We start from the raw sequence: 18,466 nt of genomic DNA on the forward strand, positions 1-18,466 counted from the left end.
TCAGAGCCTCTTTGTGATCAGAAGCTCGATCCTGCGGTTGGCGGCTCGACCTTCGCGCGTATCGTTCTTCGCCAGGGGCTGTGTCGCCGAACGTCCCTCCGAACGCAGGCTTTCGGCCGGCACGCCACTCGCCACCAGCAAGGCAGCGATCGTCGCGGCACGGGCTTCGGACAGGCGCTGGTTGTTTGCCAAGGGATTGGTAGCCTGCAGTGGAACATTGTCGGTGTGACCGACGATGGTGACGCTTCCGATCAATTCAGCATTGTCCTTGAGGACAGCAGCGATCGAGGCGACGAGCGGTTCGAAGCTTTTCGTCAGTTCGGCCCGCGCAGACTGAAAAAGCTCCGGATTGCTCGATTGCAGCAGGAGTGTCACCGAAGAGGCGGTTTCATTCCCCTTTAGGGCAGGCCGCAGCGCGGCGGGCGCCGCGGTCCGGAACTCGGGCAGGAGTTCGAAGATGACCGGTTGCACAGGTGGCGCATCCGGCGCCGGCGAGCGCTTGTTCGGCCGGTAGATTTCGGCCCGTTCGGGCGGCGGCAGTGCCCGAACGAGCGTTGCCAGTTCCTCCGCCTTGGCACCCAGCCGCATCGACAGCGGCACGTAAATTGCGGTCGCAAGCATCACCGCCACGACTGCGAGCACCCAGATCGGAATGGCATAACGGGAAGGTTCGTCGGCTGCCAAGACGCCCTCCCACCTGGGCGACAGCTTCGAACTCTCGCCATCGGCGTCCCGCAGGAAGCGGGCGGCTGCGGCGCGCACGGCGTTGAGAGAACGATCACCGGCGCGCCCTGGCACTCGATATTTGCCCCGGAAGCCGAGCGCCAGGCAGAAGTAGTGCAGCTCGAGCAGTTCACGGTCTCGGCCGGGATGGCGTTCCAGTTCCTCCAAGCGGGCGAAGAACTGTGCGCCCGCATCCACGTCGCCGCGGAGCATGACGACGAGAGGCTGGCGCGGCCACGCGCTGGAGCCGCCCCACGGGGTGTTGAGCGCCAGATCATCGAGGAGCGAGGCGACGGCCCAGGCGGCCGCGTCTGCCCGTGCGAGGTTCGCCCCGGAGGCAACGGCAGCATCACGCGCAGTGACCAGCTCCTCCATCAGCCTTGTTCTGAGCGCCTCGGGATTGCCCGGCGGCAAGGCATTCTCAAGCTCCGGCGCAAATTCCAGCAGCATGGCGAAGGCATTGATCAACGCGTTGGGATGATAGCGCGCGCGCCTCGTCAAGGGGCCGGTCGGAACGGTCCGCATTGCCGCCGGCGGCGGGCGGATGCGCGTGCGGCCCTGATCTTCCGAAAGGCCGAATGGGTCCTCGCTTGCCATGGCGCTACCTGCTTACCGAATAGCAGTCGACTTGCGGCTCGCTAGGCAAAATACCCGAGACGCCAATCACGAATCCCGGCGAGCGCAGAAGTGATTCCCAATGCTCGCTGCGCTGATCCAGCTCCAGGCAGAGCCGGTCCCCGTCATAGGGAATTTCCCGCGGCTGCGAGTGGAGGGGCTTGAGGCGAATGCCAGGGAGCCGGGACTTCCACAGCGCCTCGAATTCGTCCGCAGCACCGACGGTCACCTGGTCGACAAAGATCTTGCGCAGCGTTTCCTCTGAGACATCGCATCCGACGCGTATAACGATGCGGCTCGTCGTCAGCAGTTCGGGGTTGTCGATGCGCACCTTCCAAACATTGGTCGCATGCTTCACGACGGGCAGCGCCCGCGACTTCGGCTCGACATAACGCAAGCTCAGGATAAGGGAGCGCAAGGTGTCTGCCAGCGCGGCAAAGGCCAGTCCAGGCGCCATATGCTCGTAAGTGGGAAGCTCCGTCAGTCGCCTTGAGCCTGATCCGTATGTGGCCATCCGGCCAGCCAGACCGCTGAGCTCGAGAAAGAGCTCGGCTGGATGGAAGACCTCCTGTGGAAGCATGTGGGCCAATCGGGGTCGAGCCGTATTGGCGAGATCGAGCACCAGCAGATTTTCCACGCTGCGGCCGGCGCCGCCAAGCACCATCTTTCCATGCGCTTCCGCAATGCGGTCGAGTCCGGTAATCACCTCCTGCAGGAGCTTGCCGTAGAAGGGCACAGCACCGGTCGTCAGCGCCGGCGGCAGGAAATTCTCGGCGACCGCAACGCTTCCATCGGCGAGCAGTCCGTTGACGCTCGTGACAGGCATTGCGGTGTAGCCGCCCGTCGTCTGAGCCGGCGATAGAAGCAGCGCTTGCGGCCGGGCGATCTCGATCTCTTCAGGATCGGCGCCGCCATGGATGGCGTCGCGGACCCACTCGATCCGCCCGCGATATCGCGCGCCGGTCGGTTCCCGATGAGCAGGATCGAAGCTGGCTTCGCCAGGAGGTTCCAGCGGCAAAGCGAGCTGCACCGCACCGGCGCCCATGTCGCGCGTTATTGCCAGCGGTGTGGGGGCATCCATCGTTTCAGGAATCGCGAAGGGGGTGCCATCCGGGAAAATGCCCCGCGCGGATGACACGGCGACCCGTCCGGCCTCGAGTTGTGTGGCATCGAGCGTCAGAGACCTGAAACCGAAGGTCTGCAGCCGACCGGCCTGCAGCGCGCCTCGCATCAAGGCTTCGGTATAACGATCCTGCTGCTGGAAATGCTGCGTGCGGAGGAAAAGTCCCTCCAGCCATACCACCTTGTTCGCGTCCGTCATGCTGCACGCCTCCATTCAGGCGAGCGCGAGCGTCATACCGCCGCGGTTGAGGATCACTTTCGCCGTCACAGTCGATTCGGGTTTGATCGGGGCGGTCCTTCGCCAGGTGCGACCACCAGGTTCGCGGAACAGAGCCACGACACCGAGATAGGTGGCCTCGGGCGGAAAGGTGACCGTCTTCGAGGCGGTCTTGCCGGGGGCGATCGTCAGTTGATCGGACCCCACGAGATCTGCGCCGAGTGCGGTAGCCGGGTCTTGAAGAGCGAAGCTATCCGCAGCATTGAATTTCCCGACATCCTTGAGCCTGAGGATCAAGAGAGTGACCGGACGCTCCCCGCCGTCGGCGGCAAGGTTCATGCCCGCCTGTCCCACCGCCGCGACGGTCACGTTTGAGGATTTCGGCGGACCGCCCATGCAGCCCGATATCAGGCCTGTCGCGCCGATCACCATGAGAAAGTCGCGTCGATGCAGCATCAGTCGTTCTCCCTCTCTTCATAACCGTCCCGAAAGTCGCTGCCGATCTCGCCGAGGAAGCGCGTCGTCGCGCTCTTGGCGATTTCTCGATAGCGGTTCTCATAAAGCTCCCAGAGTTTCGCCCGCCGTCCGCCGGCGAGCAGCGCTTCCAACGCCGAGCGCGACTTCAATTCGTTTTCGAGCGCCGCCGGATCGAAGCGCTCGATCATTCTCGCAAGCGCCGCCTGGACGCCGCGCCACGTTCTCACATGGTGGTGGGCGAGGTCGCGGATGGAACCGCTGATCGCGGCCTGCGGAGGAAGGAAGCCGACACTGCGCTGGGCCAGAAACGTTGCGATAACGTCGTCCACGGTGGGCAGGAATTTGAGAGGGTTTACATCGGATGCCCCGACCACCGTCTGAACGACCCGCGCCTCGTTCTTCTCCTCGGCACGCTTGCGCAGGAGATGCATCAGCCCTTCAAGCATCATCCGATATTCCCGGCCGAGATTCTCCATCTGGGCGGCGGGGTCGATGGCCGGAAACTCGTCGGCACTCAGTCCCAGCCCGCGCAGGAAGGCTTCGCGCAGATCGGTCTCGCGGGAAGCCACCACCCTCGGGCCGGGCTTCGCCTGCTCTTCCGGGACCGGTGTCGCGGCGGCCTTGGTTTCTGAGACGAGCGGCTGTGGTGCCGGGCTCGGCCAGGAAAAATCCCAGGACTGCTCCTGTTGGCCCGATGTCGGCACCGGGTCGAGGCTGAATGGATCGTCAAACATCGGTGGGCGTTTGACCGCATCGCCTTCGTCTGGTGTATCGGCCGGTTGTTCAAATGGATCCGGCAGCCCGGCCGGTCGTGGGGAAGGTGGCGGCGGCTCGCTGCGCTCCGAGAAGAACGTGTCCCTCTCGAAGCCGATGGGCGGCGACGCCCTCTGTTCAGGAATCCGCTCGGCGGGGGCTGCCTGGAAGTCGACGCGGATGATGTAATTGCCGAGTTGCAGCCGTGCGCCATCATGGAGCGGGGCGGAATTCCCGGCCCCGAGCGGTGTTCGCGAGCCGTCGATGAACAGCCCGCCGCTTGACGTGTCGGTCACGAGATACTGACCGCGAACGCATGCGATCGTGCAATGAGCCCGCGAGACATACATGTCGGGATCGTCAAGCCGCCAATCGGCCTCGGCGCTGCGGCCGATGACAAGCTCGCCCTCGACGAGGCTCATCTGGCGAACAGCCTGCATTTGCGGCGATTGCTCGAGAGTGAGGATCAGCATTCGGCAGCCTCCAGCATTTCGGGCCGCCAGCCATTGACCGTGCGCATGCAAAGGTCTTCTGCGTCACTGCGATCTTTCCGTGGAGCGACCCACGCCGTGTGCCCGATCCGCGCTTCTCCCAGGCGTGCCGAAGGAACCGCGTCTCGCTTGAGCACGAGCCTGACGTCGACGTCGAGCCCGTGTCCCACCAGGTCGCCGATCGCCGTTTTCAAGGTCTCGCGCCGTTCGCTGCCGGGGAGAAAGGCCATGTAGTCGGGAAGCGTCAGCGGCCCCAGGGCGAGCTCCATTCTCTGCTGGCGCTGGAATATGCGCGGGCCGATCGTGGCACTTCGGCCAAGTCGAACATGGGCGACGGCAAGCCGGGACTGAAGCCTTGCCGGTATCGGGTTCCAGCTGCCGATAAATTCCCGAAGGCGAACCGGGACCTTCAGGAGGTCGGCAAGAAACCGCGTGAGTCTCTCAGGCCCTTCTATCTGATTGGCGAGCGCAGGCGCATGGCGGAGCTTCGTTTCATCGATCAAGGAGGGCGCCGTCTGCCCTTGATCACTGAGTCCAAGCCCCGCCAAGGCCGCCCGGAACGCACGAATGCGACCGCCGCCCGGGCGCGCGACCTGCACCGCCGGATGAGCATCCGCCCAGGCGCGGTAAAAAAGCGCGATCATTCGATGCTGAAGAATGTTCACGAAGTCGATGAAGGTCGTATCGCTGATCTCACGCATGTCGGTCGTTGCGAACCAGCGTTGCGAAAGGCGATCCAGTACCCAGCGGGTCAGGTAAAGGGGCATCGGACCTTCTGGCCCGAGGAGCCCGATAGTCGTCACCGTAACCCGGGCCGGCGCCTTGTCGGTCGCCGTCTCGACGCTCGTGACGTCCTGCACCGCGAAGCCGAGCCGCACATGCTGTCCGAGCCGCGCCGGCTCACGATCCGGTCGGCCGGCCTGGCCGAAGAATCTTCCGCCTTCTTCCAGGCACCTGAGGAGCTCGAAAAAGTCGAACTCCGTCGGGAGCGGATTGGCGTCCTTGGTCAGATCAGGTTGCGATTGCCCGGCGTCATGGGCCATGGCACATCCTCCTGCTTCTGGATCACGCGCGCGCGGGTTCGCACGAACGCATTGATCGACGCATAGCGGGAAAAAAGCTTCGAGAGCAGGCCTGAGAGTAACAGCGCGCTGTGCCCGGCAAGCACAGACTGGTCGATATGAAGGGTAATCTCGGTGCCCCGCCCGAAGCACATCGGTCCCGGTATGGGCAGGCGTTCGATCACCGACCGCGACTCGACCTTTTGAATCGCGCGTACATGCCGGCTGAGGCCCGGATCCCCGCGCTGCGCGTAGAGCTCAAGAATGGCGTGAAGCGGGTCCACCCCGCGGCCTTCTTCTGCCAGGCTGAGAAAATTCAGTGAGAGCTGCGCCACAAGCCTCCAGGCCAGTTCATCGGCCCGCGTGGCATCCACGGCTCCAGCCGGAAGTGTTGCCGGAATCGAAGGCACCGGGGACCGAACGGCTCCGAGAAGCCGGATTGTTTCGACCGGATCGCCGCTTTCGAGGGAGAGCGACGGTGTGTCGTCCAATATAGGCAGGTCGCGATTTGTGCAGAGCGCCGCCACTTCAATTCGTTTCGGTGCCCGTGCAGCTTTCGAGTGGGCGGGACGCGAAAGCGACACGAAGACATCGTCACCACTATAGGAAGTGCGGGTTTGTCCCAGGCGCAGCTCGTTCTCGTTCGGTCGCCGCGGGCGACGTTCGGTGAAATAGACAAAGCCGTTGCCACGATCCTGGCCCAGGCTGAAGAGCGCCGGTATCTCGGCGTCCGGTCCCCCAATGTCGGCATCTTCGACACGGATCGGGCGATAGATTTCGAAATCGCTCGGGCGGGTTCGATCGGCATGGAGCACCTGCCGTGTGCGCCTCGGATCGAGTTCGATGACGTTGCAGCTTCGCTCGAACAAATTGATGATCGGCGTCGTGAAAAGCGCGAGATCGGTTGCTGCCATATTGGCGAGCTCGGGGGCGGGACGCCGCAGGAGAAACACCAGTTCGAGCCCAGTCTCACAGCGACGAACGATCGGCTGCAGCCCTCCGACCCGCACGTAGTGGAATCGCTCTGGCGCGACGAAGTATTCGCGCAAGAGCCTGTAGCCCTCGAAAGTCTCGCGCGTGCGCGGCAGCAGCGCCTCCTCGTCCGAGATCCCGACCATCTCCGGCTCGGCGAGCCGGCTCAGCGGATGATCGCGGCCTTCCGGGCGAGCGCCCGTGGCACAACAGGCCCCGAAGAGCGTATCGAAGAGCGAGGCTGCCTTGCTCTTCTCAGCGAAATAGAAATCGAGGCGATCGAGCGCCAAATCGCCGAGCCGGCCTTTACCGGTCCGACTGACGACGATGCTCAACGCGGCCACGCCGGATTGTCCGCCGATCGGGCCTATTCCCGCCGCCGCGAGTGCGCTTCGATCCTGCATGTAGGTGGCCGAGCTGATCGTGAGCGGCCACAGCACCACGTCCTGTGCGGTGGTATAGATGCACCGGGTCGAAATCCCGGGCCGGGCGCTCGAAACCAGCCGTGTCCCACGCTTCACCAGGTGCCCCGCGGCCATTGTTTGAACCTGCTGGCCGGGCTTCAGCAAAGCCATGCCGATTGCCGGCGCCGGGCAGACGAGATCGGGATAGAAGTTCTCGAGCACGCTTCTCGAGAAACGTGCGCTCTCCGCATCCACTTTCTGGCGGGTGCGAGCGGCGAGATAGGCCACACCGTCGAGCAGGCGTTCGACATAAGGATCCGGGCAGGGGACAGTATCCAGGGAAAGATTACGAGCGATCGAAGGATGCATGGCGGCAAACTCTGCGGCGAGAGCGCGGATATGTGTGAGTTCTTCCTCATAATATTCCAGGAAGACTCGGTCCATGTCAGGTGTCCTTGAGCTCGGTGCGTGCCGAACCGTTCTCGAGATCGAGCACGGTTCGAAGCCGTAACCGTTCAGGCGCTGGCGCGGTGAGCAGCAGCGCGTCGATGTCGATCCTCAGACCGATCGACCTGTCGCCGAGACTGACGGTCACCTTTGTCGCGCTTTCCTTCAGTCGAGGTTCAAATGCCGCAAGCACGTTCCTGATTTCCTTGGCCAATTCGTCGCGGTCGAAATCGCGAGACGAGCGGCCGGAGAAGGGCGGTACGCCATAATTGACCACGCTGCGGCGAACCTCCGGGAAATCCTCGAGCGAGGGCTGGTTGTCACCGGCCTGGTCGACCTCGAAGTCCGTCAGGAGCGGCGAGGACTCGAAGCGCTGTGCATTGAAGAGCGCCTCGATGTCCCGTCGAACGGCTTCACGCAGCACATCGGCCGAGACGACGACGCCGCGGCTTTCCAGTTCCGCCCGGCGTCGGTCGAGCGAGACCAGCCGGTGCAGGCTCTTCTTTTGGTCGACGCCTATATCCGTCGCTGCGTCGATCTGGCGAATGCCGCCGGCAATCAGCGCATCGAGCCGTTCGGCCTCTATTTCGTTCTGCAAGGCCTGCCGAAGCTGCTTGATTTCCGAGCTTAGCCCCGGCAGGTCATTGACCAGCCGATCCCACAAGGATGGCTGGATCGCCTCGCGCGTCGCCCGCAGGTTCCCCCCGGGCGGTCTCGCTTCCCTTCCAAATCCTTTCTTTTGCCAGCTTTCACTTGCCGACATAGACATCCATCTCGACCTCGTCCTTATCGTCGTAGTTGAAAGTGATGTTCTTGTAAGCGAAGCCGACGCGCTCTTCGATGAGGTCTGGCTCGTCCTCACTCGGCTTCATGATATAGCTGGTTACCGATGCGTCTTTTAAGGTGATGACCAGGTAGTCGCTTGTCTCGCCTTCGATTGTTCTTCTCGCCGAAAACTTGACTTCGTCGAGGAGCGTGTTGTCGAAGAGAGCCTTCTTCAGATAGGGCGAAGACTTGTCGTAGTGTTTGATAAAATTCACCATGCCCAGGCTGACACGGCCCCTCCTGGACAACGAATTGGGATCGAAGGGAGCCTGCATTTCAAACTCTACGCCATGCACTTCAATCTCTTCTTCGTGGCCATCGCGGATGCTCGGCCCGGTAATGTCGGGGACCTTGAGAAATCCATCAATTTTCATGAACAACCTCCATCGGCTCTCTGGTGTATTCACGACTTCATAGACGGCAGCTCCGAAACGAGCCGGAGCGAAGCATTGATGCCCTCCAACTGGTAATGTGGCCTGAGATAGAAGCGGGCGTTGTACCAGCCCGGCCGGCCCTCGACGCTGTCAACCTGGACTTCGGCTGCCGCGAGCGGCCGCTTTGCGCGGGCCTTTTCATCGGCAAAGGCAGGATTGGCGAGAACGTAGCGGTTGATCCACTCCGTCAGCCAGATCTGCATGTCGGCGCGTTCCTTGAATGAGCCGATCTTGTCCCTGGCGATCGCCTTCAGGTAATGAGCGAAACGGGAAACCGGGAACAGATAGGGCAGGTTGGCGCTCAACCTTTCATTGGCCTGGGCGTCCGGATCGACTAGCCGGCCGGCTCGTGTCTCATCGTCCTGCAGCGAATGGGCACCGATGAAGGCGGCAATATCGGTGTTCTTGCGATGCAGGATCGGCATCAGCCCGAGCTTGGCGAGTTCGGCCTCGCGCCGATCGTCGATCGCGACCTCGGTCGGGCACTTCATTGCTACCGTGCCGTCGTCGGTCGGAAAGGTGTGGACCGGGAGATTGATGACGGCGCCGCCGTTTTCGACACCGCGAATCTGGGTGCCCCAGCCGAAGAGCTTATGGCTGCGGTTTATGTTCACTCCCATCGGGAAGGCCGCGTTCATCCAGACATAGCGATGATGGTCGCCCTGGACCTCTTCTTCGAACGCAAACCCCTTCACGGGGACCGTTTCAGCTCCATAAGGCAGTCTTGCCAGCACCCGGGGCATGGTCAGCCCGATATAGCGCGCGTCCTCGCTCTCGCGCAGCGACTGCCATGAGGCATAGGCTGGAGACGATACGATCTGTTGCAGATCCTGCGGGTTCGGCAGTTCCTGCCAGCTCTCCATGCGAAACAGGCGCGGGGAGGCGGCTGCTATGAAGGGCGTGTGAGCCGACGCGCAGATCCCGGACATATTGCGAAGGAGAGCGACGTCCTTCGGGTGATTTGAGAACTCGTAGGCGCCGATTAGGCATCCATACGGATTGCCACCAAGCATCGAGTATTCGTCGGTGTAGACTTTCTTGAAGATGGGACTTTGATCCCACATCTGGCCTTCGTAATCCTCAAGCGTATCGGCCAGTTCCTCCTTCGAAATGTTCATGACGCGGATCTTCAGCTTCTGATCCGTCTCGGTGTTATTCACGAGATACCACAATCCGCGCCACGTCCCTTCCATCTGGAGCACTTCGGGCGCATGGAGGATCTCGTTGACCTGCTCGGTCAGAAGCTTGTCGATGCCGGAGATCAGGGATTTGATCGACTTGATCGCGTTCGACGAGATGACAGCCGATTCCGAGCGCGACCGCGCAGCAAGGGCGAGATTTCGAACGAGGGCCTGAAGCTTCTCGCTGTCATCCTTCTTGACCTTGAAGTCCTTTTCCAAGAGCTCGCTGAATTCGCCGAGATCCACTCCTTCCGCTTCTGCGACACCGGCAATGGCGGCTTTTTCCTGTTCGGCCATGGCTCAGACCTCCGACTTGCTGCTGTCTTCGATCGCCTGGTCAGCGATCTTTCCCAGGAGGGGCTCATTGTTCAAAAGCTGGGCGATGCGTTTTTCCGCGTCGATGCGACCGTCCATGAAGCCGAGCAATTCCTCAAGCTGGCGGCGCATCCTCAGAAGCTCGGCGAGTTGAGGGACTTGTTCTGCAACACGATCCGGCGCGAAATCGGCCATGCTCGTAAAGGTCAGGTCTACCGCAAGCTCTTCATCGCGTTCTTCGCCGGGAGGCTGGGGAAGAGTGTTCTTCACGCGCGCCTTGACGCGCGGGCTGAGGGCTTCCATGAAACGGCCAAACCGGTTTGCGTCGGTCTCGACAAAAGCGCGGTCCCGTATGGATTTGCGCGCCTCAGGCGTCTCGGAGGCGCCGGCAAGGTCGGCCATCACGCCCATCACAAACGGCAATTCGATCGTTGTCGGGCTGCCGTATGTTTCCACCTCATAGGCGATCTGGACGCGAGGCGCCCGGTTTCGTTCAATTACCTTCGCCTTGGTTTCGCTCATAGGTCACCTTTCGTCCCGAGATTTCTTGTTTTCTGGCACCCCGGCCAGGAGCCGGAACTCCTTCAAGCCGGAGGGCGCCAAGTCCTCCATCAGTTCCAGAAAATTCATCGGCACCATGCGTTTGATCCTGCGCGCCAGATGAGGAATAGGGCTCGACGGCTCGGTGCGGTCGTAGAAGTCGATGACGAGGTCGATGCACCTCGTGACCTCCTCGCGCGAGGCAAGGCGCGCCGGAAAGGCTGCAGCCGGTCCGTTGTAGGTCGAATCCGCGCCGAAGCTCGTTTGCCGAAGCGTCGTGTCACGAACGACGATTTCCTCGCTAGCGACCTCCTGTCGGGAGTCTGGTTGCGCCCGCTCGAGCGTCGAAATCACCCGTTGAAGGAACCGGCCCAAGTCGGACAATGCGAAGCGCACGTCACCGCCCATCTGCCGGTTGAGCGATGCTTCGAGGTCTGCCAATGCAGCCGCCGCGGCACGTGCATTGGCGATAAGCTCGATCGCTTCCGCCGAGGATTGCTCCGCAAATGCGGCGCAGCCTATTCTCATGCGATCCAATAAGCGGTCATGCTCGCTGACGAGTGACGATTTCTCTGTCTCGCTCAGTCCCGGTGCCGCCTCGGCAAGGGCCGTTCGGGTGTCGATCGATCCGCGCTCCAAATCCCTGCCGGTGAACGGGCCGACACCATGGGGCGCAAAGAAGGTCATCTTCCGAAGGTCGCCCAATAAGCCATCCTTGTCGTTTTGCAGTTGGAGAAGTGCATTCGTCCGGCGCAGGGCCGCATCCCGAGGAGGGGAATCCCGCCGAAGCTCTGGGTGCATCGTCTCCCAATGCGCGTCGAAAGTCCGAGCGATCAGGTTAAGCCCCGAGGCCAGGCCGGCAAGACCCTGTTCATTTGCAAGGGCTCGAGTCACGATCACCAGGAGCCGCAGGTCCCGCCCGTGCTGACGCAACTCCTCAGATTTCTGCAGAACGGTTGTCCAGTCAACGGGTACTTCGGCCCTTGCTACGGGATTGTTCCGTTCGTCTCGGCTGATCTCGATCTGGGGTTGCATGAGGCGTTCCAGTTCGTGGAATCGCCCATCGTTCCGCAAGCTTTCGCCAGAGGGGTTACTGCCATTCAGTGGACTTAGCCAGAGAGCGGAGTCGAACAACAGATCCCCCCGTTTACTAACTAACGTTCTCCTCTCGACGTACTTTTACCACAGTTTTTCAAGCTGTTCTATTTCCACCTCACTTCGTTCGCGATTAAGTTTCTAGTTCCGGGTATCGATCAGTCGGGTGGTCATAGAGAGGACCGAAACATGCCCGGCGGCTATCACCGCACGCAAATCTTCGGCAAAAGACTTGGTGGACTCGGTTGTGGGGCGAAGATCAGGGAAAAGCGGTTGGTTGGTCTGCATGACGATAACCAGACTTCTGCCGAACGTGCTGTCGACGGCGAAGGAGAGCTTCGCAGGATCGACTGCACCCTCGGCCGTCGGATAGGCAACCCGGATGGTTCGCATTCCCTCGGAAACGGTTCCGAGGGAGGCAAGCGCATGATCGGGTCTTTTGATATTCGGAAGAACGTTGAAGAGATTACCAGTGACGTCGGCGATGGCGACCCACAAGTAGCCCTCGTCCAGCGTGGCCGGCGCCAGCACGTCGATAACCGGATTATCGCCTACGGAGTAGATTCCGGACATGTTCGGTTCGGACTTGTCGCCGTATCCGAGAACGATTGTCATCGGACCCTGCCTTGCATCCGGCAGCAATTCCTGAACAACGCATAGCTGGCTGTTGAGCACTGTGGCGTCGAAGCGCAGCTCGCGGTCCCCAAGATGCGGGGCAAGCGCCTGCTGAACGGTCTGGATGTCCTTGCTGGAAGCGACGTTTCCTCGGACCGAGACGATGGCTCCAAGAGGATAGGTACCTGTCTCCGGACGTGGAAGAAGGAGTGGCCCGCAGGTCTCCAGCGGCACTAGAAGCGATTTCAGTTGATCCGGCGACAAATCGCGCGGCCCAGCGGCGATCCGCACGACAGGTTCATAGCCGATCCCTTTGGCCGCCTCAGCAAATCGGGTCGACGCAGCCTCCCGCCCGTTCGTATCGGGTGCAAGTCCGGTGAGGCGAACCGTTCGATCGGCAACTTCCAGCTTCCACTCATCTAATGGAGCGGCGAGCGCAAGAAAGCCAGCTATGTCCTCAGACCAGTGTTCGGACGGTGCACCGCCAGCAAGAGTGAGCTTGCCCGCGGACGAGGGCACGCCGACCGCTTCGGCAAATTTAGTGATGATTGACTCTCGTTGGTCGGCATCGGGAGCAAAACCGGTGAGCGTGGCTCGCCCCTGTCCGTCCACCCCGGCAACGAGCTTGTAAGGCGTAGCTATTGGAAGCCTTGTCGTCGACAAGTCCTCATACGCCCAGAATAGCAAAAGCCCTGCGATTGCAACCAGCGCCCCGATGGGCAAGGCGAGCCATGGTCGCCAATTGGCCTTCGTGAAGCGCCCGCTTCGCTGCGCACCGCCGACACCGGGCTGCAGCAACCGCGAAATTTCCTTGACGACGGCGGCGGCGCTTGGCGGCCGGTGGGCAGGGTCGGGCTGAGTGAGATCGTCAATCAAGGTCTTGAGCGGTTCTGGGACGGCAGACGTGTCAAGCCGGCATTCCTTACGACGAATGATTTCGCCCGGGCTCTGTCCGACGTCCGGGATACTCCCCCGAAAAGTGGCGAGCAGCGATGCTCCCAGGGCATAAAGGTCAGAGCGCGGCTCCGCCCGACCATGCATCTGCTCCGGCGCGGCATATTCGTACTTGCCGGCAAACTCGTTGCCAACGATCGTGCGGGCACCTGTGGTGCTGTCCTTCGCGATGCCAAAGTCGATTATGACGGCTTCCTCCGGTCTGCCGTCACGCAGGATGATATTGTCCGGTGAAAGATCGCGATGGACGATCTTTCGCTCGTGGGTCGCGACCAGTCCTTCGGCCACTCTGTGTGCCACCACCAGCAGATCTCGCGGGGAAGCCCCGCCGCGCTCGAGCCACTCGCTGAGCGGGGTGCCTGCTATATGGTCCATAACCAGGTATACGTGCCCGTCGCCCGTCTGACCGCAGTCGGTGTAGCGAACGACTGCGTCGTGGGAGATGCTGCGCATCTCTTCTTCTCGCTTCATGAGCTCGAGGTAACTGGCATTTGCCGACAGCTCGCGCTTCAGTGCCTTGATCGCCACCACACGGCCGGTAATGCGATTGCTTGCTCTGTAGACTTCGCCCGTTCCGCCGCGACCCAGGACACCCTCGATCTCGTAGGTGTTGTTGAGCACCTGGCCTTTGCGAAAGATATCCCCGGGTAGTGAATCGAGCATATGGAGTCTCCAAACGCACCCAATGGAAACCACACTACCACAATATTCATCAAGAACGCGCTGCTGATTATTTGTCAAGAATACTGTAATGTGGCACGCTGTGACTAGTGATCCCAGACTAGAGGCGCCCATTCAAAAACAATGGCAGGAGCCCGACCGACATGCAGCAGAACATGTCTTCTCCAAGCTTCAAGCGCAAGGAACTGGTCGGCAAGCTCAACCCCGCGTGCCTGCGTGCATTCAAGGCGGCGGCGGACGCGGCGAAGCTTCGTGGCAACCCTTACGTCGAGCTCGTACACTGGATTGAACAACTGACGCTTGTCGACCGCGCTGATTTTCAGTTGATCCTGAGGGATGCCGGCGTAGATCTCGGCCGTCTTGCCGCCGACATGGCGAGGGCGATAGACAGGCTACCCTATGGTGCAACTTCCATCGAGGAGTTTTCCGATCACATCTTTCACGCCATCCAGGAGGCGTGGAGCCTGGCCAGTCTGCAGTTCGGATCAGAAGAGGTGCGTGGAGCCTTTGTCCTCATAGCGTGCAGGAAGGTGCCCGTGCTTGACGGGCTTTTATCGAAGATCAGCGGTGAATTCGATCGGATCGATGCGGACTCCATTATCGCCCGGTTTGACGACGTCCTCGCTGGGTCACTTGAAAGCGCCGGCAACAAAGAGACTCCGGAACCATCCCGGAAAAGACGCCAGGCAGGTGGTGACTCTGCATTGGCGAAATATGCCGTGGATCTCACTCGACGTGCACGCGACGGAAAAATTGACCCGGTTCTGGGTCGCGATCCAGAGATACGGCAGATCGTCGACATCCTCATGCGTCGGCGACAGAACAACCCGATCCTGACGGGTGAAGCCGGTGTGGGTAAAACCGCAGTGGTCGAAGGCTTTGCTCTTCGCCTTGCAGCAGACGATGTGCCGCCGCCTCTGAAAGGAGTGTCGCTCCACATGCTCGACATCGGCTTGATGCAGGCCGGGGCGAGCGTCAAGGGTGAGTTCGAAAGGCGGCTGAAGACAATCATCGATGAAGTTCAGGCATCAGAAACGCCCATTATTCTCTTCATCGACGAAGCTCACACGTTGATCGGGGCAGGCGGTGCAGCGGGGACAGGAGATGCTGCAAATCTTCTTAAGCCTGTCCTGGCACGCGGTGAGCTTCGCACGGTCGCCGCAACGACCTGGGCCGAATACAAGCAATACATCGAGAAAGACCCCGCTTTGACGCGACGTTTCCAGGTGGTCAAGGTCGAAGAGCCCGATGAAGAGGGGGCCGTCTTGATGCTACGCGGTGTGGCAGGCGTGTTGGAGAAGCATCATCAGGTGCAGATTCTGGACGAGGCGATCGAGACGGCCGTCAGCCTTTCGCATCGCTATATCCCGGCACGCCAACTGCCCGACAAGGCGGTCAGCCTCCTGGACACCGCCTGCGCGCGCGTGGCTGTATCGCAGCACGCAACACCGGCGGAAGTCGAAGATCTTCTGCGACGCAAGCAATCTCTCGAGATCGAAGAGGGGATCATCCGGCGCGAAGGCGCGATCGGCATCGAAACGCAGGACCGTCTGCCCAAGGTTGCAGCCACTCTCGCCGAAACCGAATCCGCTTTGCAAGCGGCAAAGGCTCGCTGGGAAGAAGAACAGTCGATGGTCTGCGAAATTCTCGACCTGCGAGCGCGGCTGCGCGAAAAGGGAGTTGAACTCGACCATGCATTGGCCAACGGTGCGGCAGGCGAGAACATCGCGGTGGATCAGCCCGCGCCGGGAGTCAGCAATGGAGAAATCGCGGACCGGGACGCAGACCTTATACGACTCAAGGCGCTGATGGCGGAACTTGCCGAATTGCAGGGTGAAACGCCGCTCATCCTGCTCTCCGTTGACAGGAATGCCGTAGCCTCAGTGGTACAGGACTGGACAGGTATACCGGTCGGCCGAATGCTGACGAGCCAAACGGAAAAGGCACTACAGCTAGCGAACGTCCTGGCGGAGCGTGTCGTCGGTCAGGACCTTGCAATGGAAGCGATCGCTCGGCGCGTGCAGACCAGCCGAGCCGGATTGGGCTCTGCCGAAAAGCCGGTCGGCGTTTTTCTGCTCTGCGGCCCGTCCGGGGTCGGTAAGACCGAAACTGCACTGGCTCTCGCCGAGGCGCTCTACGGAGGCGAACAGAACCTGATTACCATCAACATGTCGGAATTTCAGGAGGCGCACACAGTCTCCACCCTCAAGGGCGCGCCTCCCGGCTATGTCGGCTATGGCAAGGGGGGTGTTCTGACCGAAGCTGTCAGGCGACGGCCCTATTCCGTCATTTTGCTCGATGAAGTTGAGAAGGCGCATCCGGATGTCCACGAGATCTTTTTCCAGGTTTTCGACAAAGGAATGATGGATGACAGCGAGGGCCGAAGGATCGACTTCCGAAACACGCTCATCCTGCTGACTTCGAACGTCGGGTCAGAAGCCATCATGAAGCTTACCGACGGCGGCCGGATGCGGCCACCGTTTGAGGAGATGGAGGCCGTGCTGAGGCCGCAATTGCTGAAGGTGTTCCCGCCGGCATTTCTGGGACGGGTCATCGTTGTTCCCTATTACCCGCTCTCCGACGCAATGATTGAAGCAATCACACGGCATCACTTCGGCAAGATCGCCCGCCGGTTACGCGGCAGCCACGACGCTGAGCTCATCATCGAAGACGGAGTTCTGGAATTGGTCAGGGCGCGTTGTATCGAGGTTGAGTCGGGTGGCCGCATGATCGACGCGATCCTGACCAACACGCTTCTGCCTGCTTTGAGCAAGGGCGTTCTGAATAGGGCGCTCGAAGGCAAACGCCTGACCAAGGTCACGGTCGGCGCATCTGCGGAAGGCTTCACCTTCGCGTTCGAATAGGCGGCAGCCCTGCAGTCGTCCTGTTTCGGCCGCATCCTTGACCCTTAACTAATTGCCTGAAACTCCACGCGCCGGTTCTCGTCAGCCTTCGGGTTATCCGGGTTGAGAAGAAACTGCTCGCCTGCGCCGACCGCCTCGAGACGTTCGAGAGCGATGTGGCACTCGTCCACGAAGAACCGCGTGACTTCCTTCGCGCGCAGCATTGACAGCTTCTGATTGTAGGTTGCGCCTCCGACGGCATCCGTATGCCCTATGACTCGCACGAGTTTGATGTCCATTTCATTCATGACTCTGCAAAGCTGACGCAGTGTCGCTTTTTGATCCGGGGCGATGGCAGCGGAATCGAAGGCAAAATTGACGCGCACATTTATCTGGTCAGATGGCGGCAGCTTCCAATAGGTCTGCGGATCGGTGGTCGTCTCGGCGGACACTGCCGTCATCGTCGACGCCCCCGTTGCGGAGGGCGTCGAGGGCTGAACCAGATCGCTGCTGTCTGGGGAGGACTGGACGCTTTGGGTCTGAGGGGAGGGAGGGGACGCCGGAGCAATTTTCGCTTCGTCGGTCGCTTCGATTGTAAACGGCGTGGCTTCTGCCGCTGCCCCGGGATTGGTAAGGACCAGGCCGCGCGCTGCTCCGAGCTTCGGGTCCCGTGCGGCCTTGAACAACTCGATTTGTCGCTGAAAGCGCTCTTTGAGCGTGGAATCGGTCAGTTCCTGTGCCTTCACGTCACTTTGCTGGCCGAAGAATAGAGCAAGAAACACCGTCAGATTCGCGGTCAACAGGCGCATCATCTTAGGCTCCCTTTGGCGAAGAGGTTTCGCCTTCTACAAAATTACTATAGGATAACTTTAGGGGCAACCGTCCAGAGAGCGGCTTCGCGATGGAGCGAATTGGAGGGTTCATCTGTCCATGAGCCAGAATTCGCGGGACAGTTCATCGACGCGCGTGCCGAAGCGGCTGGGCAGGCCGGAAGGGGCGGGACTGAGCCACACCGGTCACGTGCGCAAGAGCAATGAGGACGCGATTCTCACTGATCCTTCAGGCGCACTTTGGGCTGTTGCCGACGGAATGGGCGGCTACGGCCATGGCGACGTCGCGGCTGACATGGTCATCGAGCAGCTTGCACTTCTCCCGCACGCACCGATTTCGTGTGCTCACCTCGTTGGAGCGATCCAGGCAGCAAATTCCGCCATACGGCGCTGGGCAGCCTCGGCCAATGTCGAGCAGATGGGCGCAACAGCAGTGGCCGCGCTTATCGACGGCGAGGTCGCGACAATCGCATGGGTGGGAGACAGCCGGGCCTACCGTTTGCGAGGAGGGGAGTTGTCTCAGCTTACACGCGATCACTCGGTTGTGCAGGAACTTCTCGATGGCGGGCACCTCACGCCCTCCGCAGTGTGGCAGCACCCGCAAGCTCACGTTGTAACTCGCGCAATTGGAGCGGCCGATCGGCTGGATGTGGACACGACCGAGGTCGCGCTGGAGCCGGGGGACGTTTTGATTCTTTGCTCCGACGGTTTGACCGACTGCGTTGCAGAGCCCGAGATCACCTCATTGATGAAAGCGGAATCGACACCCGCGGCCGCCTGTCGGCGACTGGTCGCCGCCGCTCTTGACCACGGTGCTCCGGATAACATCTCTGTTGTTGTGGTTCGGATAAACGGAGCCGCAGCGCCTTGA

At 61.1% G+C, this 18,466-nt stretch carries 15 protein-coding genes; 2 read left to right on the forward strand and 13 right to left on the reverse strand.

Features of this window, described 5'->3' with window-relative positions; all coding sequences use genetic code 11:
- The 12 genes from icmH to AC4P1R_RS25215 form a co-directional block, all read right to left on the reverse strand.
- Nucleotides 1-1,320: a type IVB secretion system protein IcmH/DotU gene (gene icmH, locus AC4P1R_RS25160; RefSeq protein WP_225191219.1), complete on the reverse strand. Its 1,320-nt coding sequence runs from the start codon at nt 1,318-1,320 to the stop codon at nt 1-3.
- 4 nt (nt 1,321-1,324) lie between these two features.
- A complete protein-coding gene (gene tssK / locus AC4P1R_RS25165; protein ID WP_225191220.1) occupies nt 1,325-2,659 on the reverse strand; it encodes a type VI secretion system baseplate subunit TssK in 1,335 nt (444 codons plus the stop codon).
- A gap of 15 nt (nt 2,660-2,674) precedes the next feature.
- Nucleotides 2,675-3,133, reverse strand: a complete 459-nt coding sequence (gene tssJ, locus AC4P1R_RS25170) for a type VI secretion system lipoprotein TssJ (protein ID WP_209600999.1) — start codon at nt 3,131-3,133, stop codon at nt 2,675-2,677.
- Nucleotides 3,133-4,380, reverse strand: coding sequence for a type VI secretion system-associated FHA domain protein TagH (tagH, locus tag AC4P1R_RS25175; RefSeq protein WP_273360867.1), 1,248 nt, complete (start codon nt 4,378-4,380; stop codon nt 3,133-3,135). Before tagH ends, tssJ begins: the two co-directional genes overlap by 1 nt.
- A complete protein-coding gene (gene tssG / locus AC4P1R_RS25180) occupies nt 4,374-5,441 on the reverse strand; it encodes a type VI secretion system baseplate subunit TssG (RefSeq protein WP_273360869.1) in 1,068 nt (355 codons plus the stop codon). The genes tagH and tssG overlap by 7 nt, the downstream gene beginning before the upstream one ends.
- A complete protein-coding gene (gene tssF / locus AC4P1R_RS25185; RefSeq protein WP_273360871.1) occupies nt 5,405-7,279 on the reverse strand; it encodes a type VI secretion system baseplate subunit TssF in 1,875 nt (624 codons plus the stop codon). Before tssF ends, tssG begins: the two co-directional genes overlap by 37 nt.
- Nucleotide 7,280: 1 nt before the next feature.
- Nucleotides 7,281-8,045 carry a type VI secretion system baseplate subunit TssE gene (tssE, locus tag AC4P1R_RS25190; RefSeq protein ID WP_273360907.1) on the reverse strand — a complete coding sequence of 255 codons (765 nt, stop codon included), beginning with the start codon at nt 8,043-8,045 and terminating at the stop codon, nt 7,281-7,283.
- Nucleotides 8,032-8,481, reverse strand: coding sequence for an Hcp family type VI secretion system effector (locus AC4P1R_RS25195; protein WP_209601003.1), 450 nt, complete (start codon nt 8,479-8,481; stop codon nt 8,032-8,034). The genes tssE and AC4P1R_RS25195 overlap by 14 nt, the downstream gene beginning before the upstream one ends.
- A gap of 29 nt (nt 8,482-8,510) precedes the next feature.
- Nucleotides 8,511-10,019 (reverse strand): type VI secretion system contractile sheath large subunit, encoded by a 1,509-nt coding sequence (tssC, locus tag AC4P1R_RS25200; RefSeq protein ID WP_273360873.1) that lies wholly within the window; start codon nt 10,017-10,019, stop codon nt 8,511-8,513.
- A gap of 3 nt (nt 10,020-10,022) precedes the next feature.
- Nucleotides 10,023-10,559 carry a type VI secretion system contractile sheath small subunit gene (gene tssB / locus AC4P1R_RS25205; protein ID WP_066877017.1) on the reverse strand — a complete coding sequence of 179 codons (537 nt, stop codon included), beginning with the start codon at nt 10,557-10,559 and terminating at the stop codon, nt 10,023-10,025.
- 3 nt (nt 10,560-10,562) lie between these two features.
- A complete protein-coding gene (locus AC4P1R_RS25210) occupies nt 10,563-11,711 on the reverse strand; it encodes a type VI secretion system ImpA family N-terminal domain-containing protein (protein ID WP_273360875.1) in 1,149 nt (382 codons plus the stop codon).
- A gap of 102 nt (nt 11,712-11,813) precedes the next feature.
- Nucleotides 11,814-13,904 (reverse strand): serine/threonine-protein kinase, encoded by a 2,091-nt coding sequence (locus AC4P1R_RS25215; RefSeq protein WP_273360876.1) that lies wholly within the window; start codon nt 13,902-13,904, stop codon nt 11,814-11,816.
- 161 nt (nt 13,905-14,065) lie between these two features.
- Here AC4P1R_RS25215 and tssH point away from each other — a divergent pair, with 161 nt between their 5' ends.
- On the forward strand, nt 14,066-16,786 hold the full coding sequence (tssH, locus tag AC4P1R_RS25220) for a type VI secretion system ATPase TssH (RefSeq protein ID WP_273360877.1): 2,721 nt from the start codon (nt 14,066-14,068) through the stop codon (nt 16,784-16,786).
- A 44-nt stretch (nt 16,787-16,830) separates the two neighbouring features.
- On the opposite strand, the gene AC4P1R_RS25225 is transcribed toward tssH, so the two are convergent.
- Nucleotides 16,831-17,577 (reverse strand): OmpA family protein, encoded by a 747-nt coding sequence (locus AC4P1R_RS25225; RefSeq protein ID WP_273360901.1) that lies wholly within the window; start codon nt 17,575-17,577, stop codon nt 16,831-16,833.
- 118 nt (nt 17,578-17,695) lie between these two features.
- On the opposite strand from AC4P1R_RS25225, the gene AC4P1R_RS25230 reads away from it, so the two are divergent.
- A complete protein-coding gene (locus AC4P1R_RS25230; RefSeq protein WP_273360903.1) occupies nt 17,696-18,466 on the forward strand; it encodes a protein phosphatase 2C domain-containing protein in 771 nt (256 codons plus the stop codon).

It is taken from the genome of Sinorhizobium sp. Y406 (assembly GCF_058732025.1).